This is a genomic window from Glutamicibacter sp. PAEs-4 (genome assembly GCF_051161755.1).
Classification (GTDB): domain Bacteria; phylum Actinomycetota; class Actinomycetes; order Actinomycetales; family Micrococcaceae; genus Glutamicibacter; species Glutamicibacter nicotianae.
In genome coordinates, this window is sequence record NZ_CP195017.1 from 2,267,560 (window position 1) to 2,282,786 (window position 15,227).

General features: G+C 62.6%; 11 protein-coding genes. 5 read left to right on the plus strand and 6 right to left on the minus strand.

Features of this window, described 5'->3' with window-relative positions; genetic code table 11:
* Window positions 1–27 precede the first annotated feature (27 nt).
* Window positions 28–1,323 (plus strand): phosphotransferase, encoded by a 1,296-nt coding sequence (locus ACR9WD_RS10640; protein ID WP_434922057.1) that lies wholly within the window; start codon window positions 28–30, stop codon window positions 1,321–1,323.
* A 24-nt stretch (window positions 1,324–1,347) separates the two neighbouring features.
* Here ACR9WD_RS10640 and ACR9WD_RS10645 read toward each other — a convergent pair whose 3' ends face one another.
* Genes ACR9WD_RS10645 through ACR9WD_RS10655 form a run of 3 tightly spaced genes read right to left on the minus strand, consistent with a single transcriptional unit; the run spans window position 1,348 to window position 8,260 of the window.
* A complete protein-coding gene (locus ACR9WD_RS10645) occupies window positions 1,348–4,665 on the minus strand; it encodes an ATP-dependent helicase (RefSeq protein ID WP_434922058.1) in 3,318 nt (1,105 codons plus the stop codon).
* Entirely contained in the window at window positions 4,662–7,874 is a 3,213-nt protein-coding gene (locus ACR9WD_RS10650; protein ID WP_434922059.1) for an ATP-dependent helicase, read from the minus strand. Before ACR9WD_RS10650 ends, ACR9WD_RS10645 begins: the two co-directional genes overlap by 4 nt.
* Window positions 7,871–8,260 (minus strand): MGMT family protein, encoded by a 390-nt coding sequence (locus ACR9WD_RS10655; RefSeq protein ID WP_038990579.1) that lies wholly within the window; start codon window positions 8,258–8,260, stop codon window positions 7,871–7,873. Before ACR9WD_RS10655 ends, ACR9WD_RS10650 begins: the two co-directional genes overlap by 4 nt.
* An 88-nt stretch (window positions 8,261–8,348) precedes the next feature.
* Here ACR9WD_RS10655 and ACR9WD_RS10660 point away from each other — a divergent pair, with 88 nt between their 5' ends.
* The 4 genes from ACR9WD_RS10660 to ACR9WD_RS10675 all read left to right on the plus strand — a co-directional run bounded on the left by ACR9WD_RS10660 (window position 8,349) and on the right by ACR9WD_RS10675 (window position 11,891).
* A complete protein-coding gene (locus tag ACR9WD_RS10660) occupies window positions 8,349–9,032 on the plus strand; it encodes a 3'-5' exonuclease (protein ID WP_038990580.1) in 684 nt (227 codons plus the stop codon).
* A 246-nt stretch (window positions 9,033–9,278) separates the two neighbouring features.
* A complete protein-coding gene (locus ACR9WD_RS10665) occupies window positions 9,279–10,271 on the plus strand; it encodes a methionine ABC transporter ATP-binding protein (protein ID WP_038990582.1) in 993 nt (330 codons plus the stop codon).
* 3 nt (window positions 10,272–10,274) lie between these two features.
* Complete coding sequence (locus tag ACR9WD_RS10670; protein WP_073705979.1) at window positions 10,275–10,940, plus strand: methionine ABC transporter permease; 666 nt, start codon at window positions 10,275–10,277, stop codon at window positions 10,938–10,940.
* A 102-nt stretch (window positions 10,941–11,042) separates the two neighbouring features.
* The gene (locus ACR9WD_RS10675) at window positions 11,043–11,891 is read left to right on the plus strand and encodes a MetQ/NlpA family ABC transporter substrate-binding protein (RefSeq protein ID WP_073705978.1); all 849 of its coding nucleotides are present in this window, start codon (window positions 11,043–11,045) and stop codon (window positions 11,889–11,891) included.
* A gap of 185 nt (window positions 11,892–12,076) precedes the next feature.
* Here ACR9WD_RS10675 and hemL read toward each other — a convergent pair whose 3' ends face one another.
* Genes hemL through ACR9WD_RS10690 form a run of 3 tightly spaced genes read right to left on the minus strand, consistent with a single transcriptional unit; the run spans window position 12,077 to window position 15,227 of the window.
* Window positions 12,077–13,384, minus strand: coding sequence for a glutamate-1-semialdehyde 2,1-aminomutase (gene hemL / locus ACR9WD_RS10680; RefSeq protein WP_038990586.1), 1,308 nt, complete (start codon window positions 13,382–13,384; stop codon window positions 12,077–12,079).
* Between the two features lie 3 nt (window positions 13,385–13,387).
* Complete coding sequence (hemB, locus tag ACR9WD_RS10685) at window positions 13,388–14,371, minus strand: porphobilinogen synthase (protein WP_434922060.1); 984 nt, start codon at window positions 14,369–14,371, stop codon at window positions 13,388–13,390.
* A gap of 31 nt (window positions 14,372–14,402) precedes the next feature.
* On the minus strand, window positions 14,403–15,227 hold the full coding sequence (locus tag ACR9WD_RS10690; RefSeq protein ID WP_434922061.1) for a uroporphyrinogen-III synthase: 825 nt from the start codon (window positions 15,225–15,227) through the stop codon (window positions 14,403–14,405).

Genomic DNA, 15,227 nt, shown 5'->3' on the forward strand with positions numbered 1-15,227 from the left:
ACGGTGGAACTTGTGAAACGCACTGCCATGGAACTCGCCGCAATTGCCACCGCCGCCGTCCCCGGATTGACCCCGGTTGGCTTCGCGGCGCTGTCCGACGATGCGGAAGACTTTGATTCAGCATTGGTCGTCGACGCACTCAAGCATCGCTGGCGCGTCCGTTCACCTCGCCACGATGAAGCAAGCATGCGCTTGGAAGCCGAACTTTCGGCCTTGCGCGCTTTTTCAGCCAAGGTCCGCGCTTCACTGCCTTTTTCCTTGCCAGCCGTAGCCGGTACAGTGCGCCAGGGCCCACTGCGGACCTTTGTCTACAAGGACATGCCCGGTCATGTTCCTAGCCTCGACGAACTGGTTGATGTGGGCAGCAACCTGGCCAAGTCCTTGGGCAATTGCATGGCTGCCATCCACCAGATTCCCGATGAAGCAGTCGAAGTTGCAGGTTTGCCGACCTATACCGCCGACGAGATCCGCCAGCGCAAGCTCAACGAGCTGGATACCGCAGCGGCGACCGGCAAGGTGCCAAGCCGTTTGCTGCGCCGCTGGGAACACGCCATGGAGGACGTGGCACTGTGGCGTTTCAACGCTGCCGTAGTTCACGGCGACTTCGATGAAGAGCAGTTGCAGATTTCGCATTCCAGCATCACTGCGGTCAAAGGGTGGACCGATTTGCATGTCGGCGACCCAGCAGATGACTTCGCTTGGCTCTCAGCCATCGAAGACCAGAGCTTCAGCGAGCGCGTGTTCTCCGCCTACGTCGAAGCTCGCGGGAAGGCCGCCGATCCGCACATCATGCGCCGCGCCGCGCTGGCCGCAGAATTCGCTTTGGCGCAGTGGCTAGTGAAGTCCTTGGATTCCAAGGACTACGAACGCATCGCCGAGGCCGAGGAGATGCTTCGAGAACTGGACCAGAACATTGCCGAGTACGGCGGCCAGCCGTTGTCGGTCGTGGAGGCCCCGCGTCCGTTGGCTGCCCAGCCGGAAACTTCGTCCCAGAAGGTTCCGGAAAAACCGGTGGCGATCACCGCCCCAAGCATCAACACCGATAAGGTCACTGCCCTGGCCGCCGAACCGCCGAACTCCTCAACGCCCCAGGGCGCCTCGCCACAGGACCAGCAGGATTCCGGAGAATCTGCGGATCAGCCAACTGCGGATGCTGACGAGGCTGGTTCAGATAGCAGCACCCCATCGAAGCAGGAGCCCGGGCAAAAGCACGCCGATCAGGAGAAAGAGTCAGCGGAAGCACAGCCGTCTGCAGATGGGACAGCCGACGCGCAGGCGCCTGCTCGAGACGAGAACGAGCCTGCCAAGGATGCCGGGAAGTAGGCACTTCCCGGCATCCTCCGGCCGCTAGCCGTTGAGCTGTTCGAATGCACTGCTGATCATCTGTTCCAGTTCTTGCTCATCGGAGAGATGCTCCGCGTGGATCGTGATGCCCGCCGACACATAGTAGAAGGCGGCCTTGATCTCCTCCAGCGGGATTCCGTGCAGGCGTGACCAGCCCAAGCGATACACTGCGAGCTGGACCAGCTTGCTCCTCAAATCCTTGCCGCTCGGTACCCGGCCCGTTTTCCAGTCCAGCATCAGCCAGGTCCCGTCATCCATCTGGAAGACGGCATCTATGCGGCCGCGCACAGCGACCGGACCCACACGGGTCTCCAAGGGCACCTCGACGTAGGCGGGCTGCAGCTTGGACCATTCGCTCGCCAGGAACGCTTCCTTCATAGCTTCGAGGTCCAGTGCCTCGTCAAGATAGCCATCGGCTGGTTCCTGCAAGTCTCCCAGATCCAGCATGGAGGTCTTCTCGTAGAACTCCTCGATCCAGGCGTGGAACGCGGTACCTCGCCGTGCCGCCAGGCCCGGGCGACGTGGCACCGGGCGCCGAAGGTTTTCCAGCACGCCTACCGGGTCTTCGGCCAGCTCGACAAACAATGAAGCTCGCACATGCTCTGGTACCTCGATGCTGCGCTCACGAACAGCCAAGAACTCTCGCTGGCCTAGAAGTTTCTCCGCTTCTTCAGCCCACTGCTGGCCAATACCGGTCAACGGCTCATAGTCGGCTGGAATGGATTCAAGATCCTCCGCCACATCCGCAATGATTTTGCGGCGTGAGTACGGATAGGGAGTCTTCTGCACTCCCCCGGTGACCACGGGGCCTTCCAACGGGTCGTAGGGCCACAGCGCTTCGAGGGGTGTCAACGTGCTCGGGTTTTGTTCCGGAACTTCCTCATCCTTCACCCAGAGGCCGATTTCAGCCTGGGGGTCTTCGCCTTCGGCCAGCGGAAGCAGGCAGTTGAAGAATTCCGAGGCCTCGGTGGGCTTGGTGCGGGTGCTCGTCCAGACGCTGCTGCTGCAAATCAGCAAGGACTTGGCGCGGGTTACCGCGACATAGGCCAGGCGGCGTTCTTCAGCAATATGATGGTCCTCGACCTGGTCCTTGAAGATCGATTCGGCTTCCAGCAGCTCCTTCAGGGCCGGCTGCTCGGTGTCCCATTGGGGCAGGTCGCGGGCATCGCCACGAAGTTCCCAGGGCAGCGCCTTGTCGCCGCTGGTCCAGCGATCCGACTTGGCACCCGGGAACACCCCGTCGTTCAGGGTCATCACCGCCACGATGTCCCATTCCAATCCCTTGGAAGCATGAACCGTCAGCAACTGTACAGCGGCCGGATCCGCATCTTCGCTGGGCAGCGGGAGGCCTTTTTCCTTTTCGGCGGCCTGTTCCAGCCACATCAGGAATCCAGCCAGCTCGACTCGTGGCGCATTGCGGCAGTATTCGCGCACCACATCGGCGAAGGCGTCGAGATTGGCGCGTGCCTTGTCGCGGGAAATCCACGGGCGGGCGGCCACCTCGATGTCCAGGTTCATGGCGCGTTCGGTCTCGCGAATCAGGGTCTCCAGGTCATCATTGGCCAGCAGCCGCAAGCTTGCCAATTCATCGCGCAAGGCAGCCAGCCGTTCGTAGCCGGCAGCGCTGATGCTCCGGCCGTCATTGCTTTTCCAGCCTTCCTTGGGCAGGAAGTCCAATGCTTCGACAAGGCTAGCGGCATCGTTGAGTTCGGCGCGGGCAGCTTCAGCGGCTGCTTCGTCCGGGGTTGGCGTTTCTTCGTCTTCTGCCGGATCTGGCTGCAGGCCGCGGGCCCGCCGCCGTTCCAGCTGGCGGGACCAATCTGCGAAAGCCATCAGGTCGGAGGCGCCCAGGCGCCAGCGGGCTCCTGCCAGCAGGCGCATGAGCTTATCCGAGCGCAGCGGGTCCACCAGCACGTGCAGGCATGCGACCAGGTCGGTGAGCTCAGGGGTGCTGAGCAATCCCGAAAGTCCCACGAGCTGGTACTTGATGCCGCGCTCGGCAAGCACCTCGCCCATGATGCTCAGCTGGGTGCGATTGCGCGAGAGCACTGCACTGGTTTTCGGCTCGGAAGTTGACCGATTCTCGGCAACAATCATGTCCGCAATGGCTTCCGCTTCGTCGCGAACCGTCGCACAGCGGTTGAGCACCACCCGGCCGGCCTTGGCATGCGCGGAGGAATCCAAAGGCTTGACCGAGACCGGACCTTGATGCTGCGGTCCGCCGGCGGTGATGCTATTCGCTGCGGCAAGCACGTTGACGGTGTTGCGCCATGCGATGGTCAGGTGCTTTACATGGGCAACTTCCCGGCCAGTGTCCCGGACAATCGGGAAGACTTCCGGGAATCGGAACAGCTGTCCGGCACTGGCCCCGCGGAATCCGTAGATTGACTGGTTGGGGTCGCCTACTGCGGTAACCGGATGGCCCTCGCCGTAGAGTTGCGAGAAGAGCACCATCTGCGCGTGCGAGGTGTCTTGGAATTCATCGAGCAGCACCACCTTGTGGCTCTCCCGTTCGGCGAGCGCAGCCGCCGGCACCTCTTGGGCGATACGCGCCGCGTGGGCTACCAAATCGCCATAGTCCATCACCCCGAGGCGCTTCTTTTCCTGCGCGTACTCCTCTGCAAGCTCGGCGATCGTGGCACGCGAGGCCAGCTTGTCGATGAGCTTAAGGGCTGCCTGGGTCGGCTTCTTCGGCTTTTCTGCGTCCATCGGCAGGCTGCGCAGGCGTGCCACCAGCTGATCGATCCACTGGTGCGCCTGTGGTGCGGTGACCAGGTGCTCGGAGGCTTCGGAACTGAAGGAGACGATGGCATCAATCAACGTGCTGGTGGCGCTGTTCAGATGCTCGTAATTGCCGGTGTACCGTTCCAGCACCGAGTGCGCCACCTGCCACGACTGGGCCGCGCCCAGCAAGGCGCTGTCTTCCTCAAGGCCAAGCCGCAGCCCATGGTCCTGGACCAGCGTGTTGGCGTAGGAGTGGTAGGTGGATACCGCAGGATCGAGGAAGTCGCGGGTTTCTTCGGCACTGAGCAGCCCGGTGGACACCAGTTGGGCGATCTTGGCGCGGATGCGGACCGACAGCTCTCCGGCGGCCTTTCGTGTAAAGGTCACGCCGAGGATTTGTTCCGGCCTGACCAACTGGTTGGCGACCAGCCAGACGACTTTGTCCGCCATAGTCTTGGTCTTGCCCGAGCCGGCGCCGGCGATGACCAGCATGGGTTCCAGCGGCGCGGCGACAATTTCGGACTGCTGGGCGGTGGGCGGGAATTGCTCGCCGAGCGCTGCTGAGAGCTCTTCCGGGGTGAATCTGATATTGCTCATGGTTCGGTAACCTGTCGTCCTTGGGCGCATAACGGGCAGATTTCAGGCAGCGTGCAGTTGCCGAGGATCCCGGCGGCCCCGGAAACGTGCCGGGTGATGAATTCGCTGTTGCCCATCAGGGCGGCGGCTTCGAAGATGAGCGTGCGGGCCCAGTCCGCTTCGCCGATGGATGGTTGCTCTCGCACCGAGGCGCTCTTGGTGCTGGTACCCACGTAGACCAAGGACGCGCCGGCCGGCTCATCGGAAAGCCCTGCAGTTGCCTCGTGCTCTTGCAATGCGCCCAGCTGGATTGCGGTTTGGTAGACGCCCAGCTGCGGGTGCTCCAAGGTCGCGTCCTTGGTTGGTGCGGTGGACCCTGTTTTCAGGTCCACGACCCGAACGTTCCCGTCGGCGCCGGCTTCCACGCGGTCAATGATTCCGCGAAGCTGGATCTGCGTGCCGTCAGGGGCTGGTACTTCCAGCTGGAATGGCATTTCCCGGGCCACCAATTCGCGTCCTTCTTGGCGCATGGTCACGCAGTAGGCTGCGAACTTCTTGAGCATGGCGTTGGCGCGGTCGAAGTCCCGTTGGCCCTCCCAGTTTTCCGGTTTTTCCAGTTCCGGCCAGCGCTGTTCGAGGATCTGCTCATATTCGTGTCCGCTGGCCTCCGGGTGCTCTTCGGCAATGGAGTGGATCAGGGTGCCCAGGGATGCCGCGAAATCGTGGGCGGCGGTGCCACCGGCGCTTTGCACGAACCAGTTCAGCGGCGATTTGACCAGGGTTTCCACCTTGGATGGCGATACCCGCCGGGGCTGGTCCTCCGGAATCACCGGGCCTTGGGTGGACAGCTCGCGCAGTCCCCACCAGGTGTCGGGATGCGCTCCGCGCACAGGAATTTGCGCGCGGGCCAGGCGCCCCAGCACGTGGACGGCGTCATGGTACAGGCCCTGGGCATCGGCGTCATCCGGGGCCGGCACAGCCCCGAGGCTTGCTGCCTTGGCACTTTCGGCGGTGCTGCGCAGCTCAGCCACCAGGGTCGGTAGCGAGCGGATGCGCGGAACCGCAGTAGGTTTCCGCCCGTCTGGCCCCGGCGGCTCGACCAGGTCCAGGAAGGAGGATGGCTGGCTGTCCTCGTTGTCCACCGCAGTGCAGATCAGCTGGTCGGCGGCACGGGAGACGGCATTGCTGAAGCTGCGCAATTCGTCGTTGCGGATTTGGCGCACCAGTTGCGTTGGCGTTCGCGTGGCCAGGAAATCAATGCCGTGTTCCGCGGCATCGGCGAGCGCGTTGGAGCCGAGCAGCTCGCCGCGAAGCCGCAGGTTGGGCCAGGAGCCCTCCTGCAGTCCCGGAATGAACACCACCGGCCATTGCTTTCCTGCGGCTGCCGCGGTGGTGAGCACCGTGACGGTTTGCCCTCCGGCGGCGCGGGTGGCCAATGAGTCCATGGGCAGTTCCTGGTGCAGGATGTGCTCAATGAACTGCTGGACGCTGGCTCCGGGGAGCTGGTCCACGAAACGCTCTGCGGCTTGGAATAGCGACAGGACAGCGTCCAGGTCACGGTCAGCCCGGCGGGCGGCGGTTCCGGCCCCCAGAGCCTCGTCGCGCCAGGCTTTGGCACGGCCCGAAGCTTCCCACATTGCCCAGAGCGCGGTTTCCGGTGTAGCGGTTCCGCTGGCCAGTTCCGCTTGCAGGGCAGCGTACATTTTCAGCAGGCGCTGCAGCCCGTACCCCGGCTTTCCCAGATTCTCGGCCATGGCCGGTTCACGCAGGCAGGTTTCAAGCAGTTCCTGGCTGGAGCGGCGTCCGCCTGCCGTGGCTTCCTGCTGGCGCAATAGCTGGCGGATCCGCCGAATTTCCAACGCGGTGCTCATCCCGTAGCGCGAGAGCAGCAGGTTCTGCATCAGCAGCGGATCATCCGCAACAGAATCACTGAACGCCAATGACAACAGGTCGAGCAGCGGGCGAACCGCCCCCTCGTCCTTTAACGGAATTTCAGCTGGTGGCACTTGCACCGCGATGCCCTGGCCTTCAAGGAATCGGCTGAAGGATCGCACCTGCGAGCCGTTGCGCACCACGATCGCAATATCGGCGAGGCTGCGGTTTTCGAAGAGGTTAAGCTGCACGATCCGCTGGGCGATGAACCGTTCTTCCAAGGTGGAATTCTCGAAGACCAGTCCCTGGCAGAGCGCATGCTCCGGGGTGTTCATCGGCTCGATGGCCCGTCCGCTCAAGCCTGCTGCCAGCGGTACGCGGCTGACGATGCGCTGCCAGGCCTCGGTGATCGGTCCAGACATGCGATAACCATGGGTCAGTTCAAGGCTCGTTGCTTCGCCAGTGCTCGCGTAGTTCTGTGCGAAACGGTGCAATTCGTCGGTGCGTGCACCGCGGAATCCCTGGACTACGCTGTCGGGTGCTGCGAAAGCAACCAGCGCGCGGTCCTTGCCGAGCAGCGACAGCAGGCGGTGCTGCGACAGGGTGGCTTCTTGCAGGTCGTCCACGAGGATCAGGGCCAGCCGATCCTGTTCTGCGTGCAGGAAGGCCTCGTTGTCTTCCAGGATTTCCGCTGCACGGGTAATCAGTCCGGCCGGGTCGAATGCCTCGGCACTGCCCAAATCCAGCAGGTCGCGGTATTCCTGGTAGAACAGCGCCGCAGCGTGCCATTCGGGGCGGTTGGCTTTCTGGCCGAGGTCTGCGATGTCGGCAGGTTCCAAACCGAGCTCCGAGACACGGTCGAAGAACTCGCGGATTTCCTTGCGGAATCCGCGGGTCTCCACTGCCAGTTCCAGCTCGCTTGGCCACTGCGGCCCTTCGGTAAGCCCCGCGGCATGGCCTTCCAGCAGGTGCCCGATCAAGGTGTCCTGTTCCGGTCCGGAGAGCAGTCGGAGAACGCGTTCAAGCTGGGGCAAGAGCCCTTCGACGCGAGCACGGCGGATCAAATCGAAGGCATAGGCCGACCAGGTGCGGACCACCGGTTCGGTGAAGGTCCGCTCGGCTCGGCGGCTGAGCTCGTCGCGGATCGAGGCTGCGGTCAGTCGAGTTGGGCCAACGATCAGCAGGGACTGCGGGTCAAGCCCGGTGGCCAGATGCGCAACCGCCGTGTCAATGAGCAGGCTGGTTTTTCCCGTACCCGGCGCCCCGGTGACCAGCACGGGGCTTTTCACCGAATGCAGGTGGCCACGCAGCTTGGCGGTGTCCTCTCGGGAATGGGTTCGGGTTTCTTCCATACTCATAGTTGATCATCCATCTCGGACATTTTGGGGTTGCCCAACGCGGCACGCAGTGCATCTATTTTTCCCCAGGCCGTTTCGCTGGGGTTCCAGCGGTTTTTGGCCATGTTCACGTGCCGACCTGGCACCGCCAGCCCCTCGGAAATCCAGTGCTGTTCTGCTGCTTCGGCAAGTGCCTCGGTCATGGAACCGTTGGAACGGATGATCCGCCACCACGGCGTCCCGGCCGGAGCGCTGGCCATCGCTTTTCCGGCCTGGCGTGCTCCCCCGCTACCGAGTAGTTCCGCTACGTCCTTGTAGCTGATCACCGCACCGGCGGGGACCAGCGCCGCGAGTCGATGCACCGCCTCGGAATAATCCAGAGGCTTTTCGGCTGCGTCAGATGTCATAGCCCTATTCTGCCAATTAGCTTGCAGTCCTCCACAACACGCAATGCGCGGGGCTGTCCTATCCTGCGTTGGCTGTAGCGTTGTATCCATGACTGAATGGCATAAGGGCCTGGCAATTGGCTTTGATCTGGAAACTACTGGCGTTGATACCAATACGGCTCGCATCGTGACCGCTTCGGTGGTGCTGCTCGACGCTGAGGGCAAGGTGGTGAACAACCGCGAGTGGCTGGTGAACCCCGGGGTCGAGATCCCGGAGGCTGCAGCGGCGGTTCACGGAATCTCTACCGAGAAAGCTCGTGCTGAAGGCTCTCCGGCGAAACAGTCGGTGCAGGAGATCTTGAATTTGCTGAAGTTCGCCTCTGAGCAAGCGCCGATTGTTGCATTCAACGCTTCCTATGATTTTTCGGTCCTCTATAGCGAAGCCGTTCGCTACGACCTTGAACCGTTCTTCCCGGGCAATGTCATCGATCCGTTCATCATTGACAAGCAGGTCGACAAATTCCGCAAGGGCAAGCGCACCCTGGCCGCGGCGTGCGAGTTCTACGGTGTAGTCCTTGAAAACGCGCACACGTCTCTGGCTGATGCCATCGCCTGCGTGGAGGTTGCCCGCCAATTGGGAGAACGCTACCCGCAGCTGCAAGTGGATCCGATGGTGCTGCACGGCTGGCAGATTGGCTGGGCGAAAGAGCAGGCCGAAAGTTTCCAGAAGTACCTGCGCAAGACGAAGCCCGAAGCTGTCGTCGATGGTGCGTGGCCCATCACGGAATCGTAACCTCGAGAGATCCTGCTTCCTGTGCGCCATTTCACATAGGTCACGCTGGGCGCGAGGACCACTATGCGGAAGTCAATCGTTCATTTTCTGTCATAATTCAGCAAATTATATTCGAAGGCTTGCCTACTAAGTCCTCATACTAAGAATCTTGACCGCGGTTTTCCCTTGATTCGGGCGATTTTGTTCGATAGTGATTCAATAGAGGGTACTCTCTACACCCTATGAGAATCTGAAGGAACACGCCTAGTGATCACAGTTAGTGACCTGCGCAAGGTCTACCAGCAAGACGGCAAAGATGTTGTTGCCCTTGATGGTGTCAGCCTTGAAGTCCCTACCGGGAAAATTCATGGCATTGTCGGACATTCCGGAGCGGGTAAATCCACTCTCGTCCGCTGCTTGACCTTGCTCGACCAGCCCACCTCCGGGACCGTCGCCGTGAACGGCAAGGAGCTGACCAACGTCAGCCCCGACGAGTTGCGGAACGCGCGGCGTCGAATTGGCATGGTGTTCCAGCACGCGAACCTCTTCGATTCGCGCACCACCGAGCAGAACGTGGCCTACCCGCTAGAGCTTGTCGGCACGCCCAAGGCGGAAATCGACGCAAAGGTCGCCGAACTGCTGGAGCTCGTGGGACTGTCCAAGTTCGCCAAGGGCTACCCATCCCAGCTATCCGGTGGCCAGCGCCAGCGCGTGGGCATCGCCCGGGCGCTGGCAACCGATCCGGATGTCCTGCTCTGCGATGAGCCGACCAGTGCACTGGATCCGAAGACCACCGACGAAATTCTCGATTTGGTCAAGAAGCTGCGCGATCGGTTGAACATCACCGTGCTGATCATTACCCACGAAATGCATGTCGTGAAGCAGGCCTGCGATTCCGTCTCGCTGCTTGAAGCCGGCAAGATCGTGGAGCACGGCAACATCGAGCAGGTCATTACCAACGCCGCAGGAAGCCTGGCTTCCACTTTGCTCCCGCTTCCGGGCGATGCACCACGCGTGGACGGTGAGGGCCCGATCCTCGATCTGCTCTACACCGGCGACCAGGCGACCCAACCAGTCATCTCTTCCATTTCGCGCATGTTCAACACCGATGTCAATGTCTTGGCTGGATCCGTTGAGCAGCTCGGCCAGCAGCAGTACGCGCACTTGCGCCTGCAACTGGCTCCCGACGCGGACCTGGAGGCAATCGTGAACTACTTGAAGTCCAGCGGCATCGCCGTTACCGTGAAGGGAGCCAAGTAAGCAATGGATTTCTTCACCCCCACCGTGCTCAAGGCCGTTGGCCAAGCGACCGTCGAAACCCTGCAGATGGTCGTGATTTCTGGTGTGATCACCGTCGTCATCGGTCTGCTGCTGGGCATTTTGCTGCATGTGACCGGCAAGGGCGGACTGGCGCCCGTGCGCTGGTTGAACGCGATTCTCTCCACGGTGATCGTGAACATCACCCGTTCCATCCCGTTCGCCATCCTGATGGTTGCCCTGATCCCATTCGCCGCGATGCTCATCGGCACCGCGCTGGGCCCGATCGCCGCCTCCGTGTCATTGACTATCGGCACCATCCCGTTCTTTGCCCGCCTGGTGGAAACCGCCCTGCGCGATGTCAATAGCGGCAAGGTCGATGCTGCCCTGGTCATGGGCTCAACGAAGCTGCAAACCATTCGCAAGGTCCTGGTTCCGGAAGCCATGCCCGGCATCATCTCGGCGGTCACCACCACCATGGTGACCCTGATCGGCTACTCCGCCATGGCCGGCCTCGTAGGCGGCGGCGGCTTGGGCCGTCTGGCCTACAACTACGGCTACGTCCGCTACAACATGCCCATCATGCTTGCGACCATCGTGATTATCGTGATCATGGTCCAGCTGGTGCAAGTAATCGGCGATGCCATTGCCCGCAAGGTTGATCACCGCTAATTAGAACTTCCGCCGGTTGATCCGGCGGAGCCGTCGAATCGCTGAGGACACGGCCAACCACTCGCATTGTGCCTCACGGCTCTACCTAAGGAAAGACAAGTTATGCGCAAGAAACTCGCACTCGCCATCACCGGTGTTGCCACTGCATTCGCCCTGGCCGCTTGCGGCAGCAGCGAACCAACTGCAGACACCGCAGCTACCTTGGATCCAGCAAACCCTACGGTGATCAAGGTGGGCGCCAGCCCGGTCCCGCAGGCAGACATCCTGAACTTCATCGATGAGAATTTGGCCAAGGATGCCGGCATCGACCTGGACGTCATGGAAATCGACGACTACGTCACGCCGAACACCGGACTTGCCGACGGCTCGCTGGATGCCAACTACTTCCAGACCGAGGCCTACCTGGCTACCGAAATGAAGGAAAAGGGCTACGAGTTCGCGCACGGCGCGGGCGTGCACGTGGAACCGATGACCGTCTTCTCGAAGAAGTTCCAGGACCCGAAGGATGTCGCCGAGGGCACCAAGGTGCTGCTGAACAACGACCCGGTGAACCAGATCCGCGGCATGCGTGTACTGGAAGAAGCTGGCCTGCTGCAGAACCTCAGCGATGACGACTCCCTGCTGACCGTGAATGGCAACAAGGAAAAGAACCCGCTGAACTTGGAAATCACTGACGCCAACGCAGAGCAGGTCGTCCAGTACTACAAGTCCGATGACTCCATCGGCCTGGCAGTTATCAACGGCAACTACATCGTCCAGGCGAAGCTGAACAAGGACGAAATTCTTGCCCAGGAATCCGGCGAGAACAATCCGAACGCCAACTTCCTGACCTGGCGCGACGGCGAAGAAACTCCTGCAATTGCGAAGCTCGAAGAGCTGCTGCACTCCGATGAGGTCCGCGACTACATCGAGAAGACCTGGACCGACGGCAGCGTTATCGCCGCTTTCTAATCCGGTTTTCCAGCCACGGGGCGTAGTCCCTGCGTGATCCGCGACTGCCCGAGTTCCTTGCAAGGAACTCGGGCAGTCGCGTTTCCCGCCGTTGTCCGGGATGGAACAGCAGTAATTAAAAGGCTAGGCCTGGCAGGCACCGTGCGGTGCCTGCCAGGCCTAGCCTTTTGTTCCAGTGACTACGATCAAGCCGTAGCGGCCGCAGCAGCTTGGGCCGCTGCTGGAAGGGCAGCGAAGATCTTCTCCATCGCCGCATCATCATGGGCTGCCGAGACGAACCATGCCTCGAAGACGCTAGGCGGCAGGTAGATACCGGAGTCCAGCATCGAGTGGAAGAACGGTGCGTAGCGGAACGCTTCCTGTCCCTGCGCATCGGCGTAGTTGTGCACGCCCTTTTCGGAGGTGCCGAAGGCTACCGAGAACAAGGTGCCTGCGCGCTGGATCGAGTGATCCAGGCCTGCGGCGTTGAAGGACTCGGTGATCGCGGTCTGCAGCGCCTCGGACTGCTTGGTCAGGTGCGCGTAAACGTCCTCGGTGGCGTGGGTCAGCTGGGCGATGCCGGCGGCCATGGCCACCGGGTTGCCCGACAGGGTGCCTGCCTGGTAGACCGGGCCCAGCGGAGCGAGGTAGTCCATGACCTCGGCGCGTCCGCCTAAGGCAGCGGTAGGCAGGCCGCCACCGATGACCTTGCCGAAGGTGTAGAGGTCTGCGTTCCAGCCCTCTTCCTTTCCGGTCAAACCCCAGTAGCCCGAGGAAGATGCGCGGAAGCCGGTAAGCACCTCGTCGAGGATCAGCAGCGCGCCGTGCTTGGCGGTGGTTTCCTTCAGGAACTTGTTGAAGCCGTCTTCGGGAACGACAACTCCCATGTTGCACGGAGCCGATTCGGTGATCACCGCGGCGATGTTCGCACCGTGCTCCGCGAAGGCCGCCTCGATGGCCGATCGGTCGTTGTAGGGCAGGACCAGGGTTTCTGCCGCCGTGGCTGCGGTGACCCCGGCGGAACCCGGCAAGGCCAGGGTGGCAACACCTGAGCCGGCGTCGGCCAGCAGGCCGTCGAGGTGGCCGTGGTAGCAGCCGGAGAACTTGATGACCAGGTCGCGGCCGGTGTAGCCACGGGCCAGGCGCACCGCGGTCATGGTGGCTTCGGTGCCGGTGGAGACCATGCGCACGCGGTCCACCCCGCCCATGCGGGACTTGATCAGCGCGCCGAGCTTGGCCTCATCCGGGGTGGATGCGCCGAAGGACAGGCCGCGGTCCACGGCCGCGTGCACGGCTGCCTGGATTTCCGGGTGGGCGTGGCCCAGCAGTGCCGGACCCCACGAGCAGACCAGGTCGACATATTCCTTGCCGTCGGCGTCTCTCAGGTACGCGCCCTTGGCGCCGACCATGAACGGTGGAACGCCGCCGACCGAGCCGAACGCACGCACCGGGGAATTCACGCCGCCGGGCATGACCTCGCGGGCCTCGGCGAAGAGCTTTTCAGAGTTCGACATTTATTACTTGCCTTCCTTGAGCCAGCCGGCAACTTTGGCTGCGTAGTAGGTGAGGATCTGCTGGGCACCGGCGCGCCTGATCGACAGCAGCGATTCGAGCACGGAGGCCTTGCGGTCGATCCAGCCGTTGGCCGCGGCGGCCTCGATCATCGAGTACTCGCCGGAAATCTGGTAGGCGGAAACGGGAACCGGGGAGATATCGGCAATGTCGCGCACGATGTCCAGGTAGCTCATGGCCGGCTTGACCATGATCATGTCGGCTCCCTCGGCAATATCGAGCTCTGCTTCCAGCACTGCTTCGCTCCGGTTGGCCGAATCCATCTGGTAGGTCCGGCGGTCCCCCACCAGCTGGGAGTCCACGGCTTCGCGGAAGGGGCCGTAGAAGGCGCTGGCGTACTTGGCGCTGTAGGCGAGAATCGAGACGTCCTGGCGTCCGGCAGTGTCCAGGGCCTGGCGGATGACGCCGATCTGGCCGTCCATCATGCCCGAGGGACCCAGCATGTGGGCGCCGGCCTCGGCCTGCGCCATGGCCATCTGGCCATAGATTTCAAGGGTGGCATCATTGTCCACGATGCCGTGCTCGTCGAGCACGCCGCAGTGGCCGTGCGAGGTGAATTCATCCAGGCACACATCGGACATGACCACCAGTTCGTCCCCCACTTCGGCGCGCACCGCGGCGATGCCCTGGTTCAGGATGCCCTGCGGGTCGATTCCGGCCGAGCCGTTCTCATCGCGTTCCTCGGGGATGCCGAAGAGCATGATGCCGCCCAGCCCGAGTTCGGCCGCGTTGCTGGCGGCCGCCTTCAGCGAATCCATGGTGTGCTGGTAGACCCCAGGCATGGAGGTGATCTCGTTGGGCTGGCTCAGCCCTTCGCGCACGAAGGCGGGCAGGATCAGCTGCCGGGTCGAAAGCTCGTTTTCGGCCACCAGACGGCGGATCGCAGGATTCTGCCGCAACCGGCGCGGGCGATGCTGGGGGAAACCCATGGCTCCTCTTTCTCCAGTTCTCAATAACTTCTTATTCTGCGGTACGCTCCACGGCACCGGAAGGACCGGTGCGCCGGAGCAAATCTTGGGCCGCACGGGCCAGGCCCTGCGGCGTGGGCTGCGCGGAAATCGCATGCACGGGCAGCCCGGCGCGTTCCATGGCCGCGGCCGTCGGCTTGCCGATGGCGATGGCCTGCGTCCGGGACGGCAAGCGGCTGCCTGCCAGCTGGATGAAGCGGCGAACCACGCTCGGGGCCGAAAAGACCACCAGGTCCAGCTCTTCCAGTGTGGCACCGATCTGCTCCGCCGGAAGGATCTTGATCCCCGGGGCGGCCACTGCTTCGGTGACCGGCTGGCCGCCACGGCCGGCATCAACGGTTTCATAGGCGATGCATTCGCTGACCTCGACCGGATGCTCGGCCAGCCCGTCAGCCAGCGTGGAACTGGCCAGGTCCCCATGCGGATAGCAGATCCGCGCCCCTGCTTCCAGGCGCCATTCGGCCACCATCCCGGCCGCAGACTGCTCGGCCGGCTGGAAGTGCACCGACCGGCCCAGCAGCCGGGCAATTGCGCCGGTGGTCTTCTGGCCTACCGAGGCAATCCGCAGATCTGCGGGAAGCTGCCGGCCATCGAGCACCTGTGCAACAACATGGACCGTATTCACCGAGGTGAACACCAGCCAGCTGAAGCGGCCGGCCACCAGTTCTTCGCCCATGCGGTGCAGCTGGCTGCGGTCCTCGGGCCAGACGGTATCGATCAGCTGGGCACACCTTGAGGTGATGCCCAGCTGCTCGAATTCCTGCACGGTGGCCGCGGCGCGTGCCGGGTTGCGCAGGATCAGTGCTTGGTAGGCCAT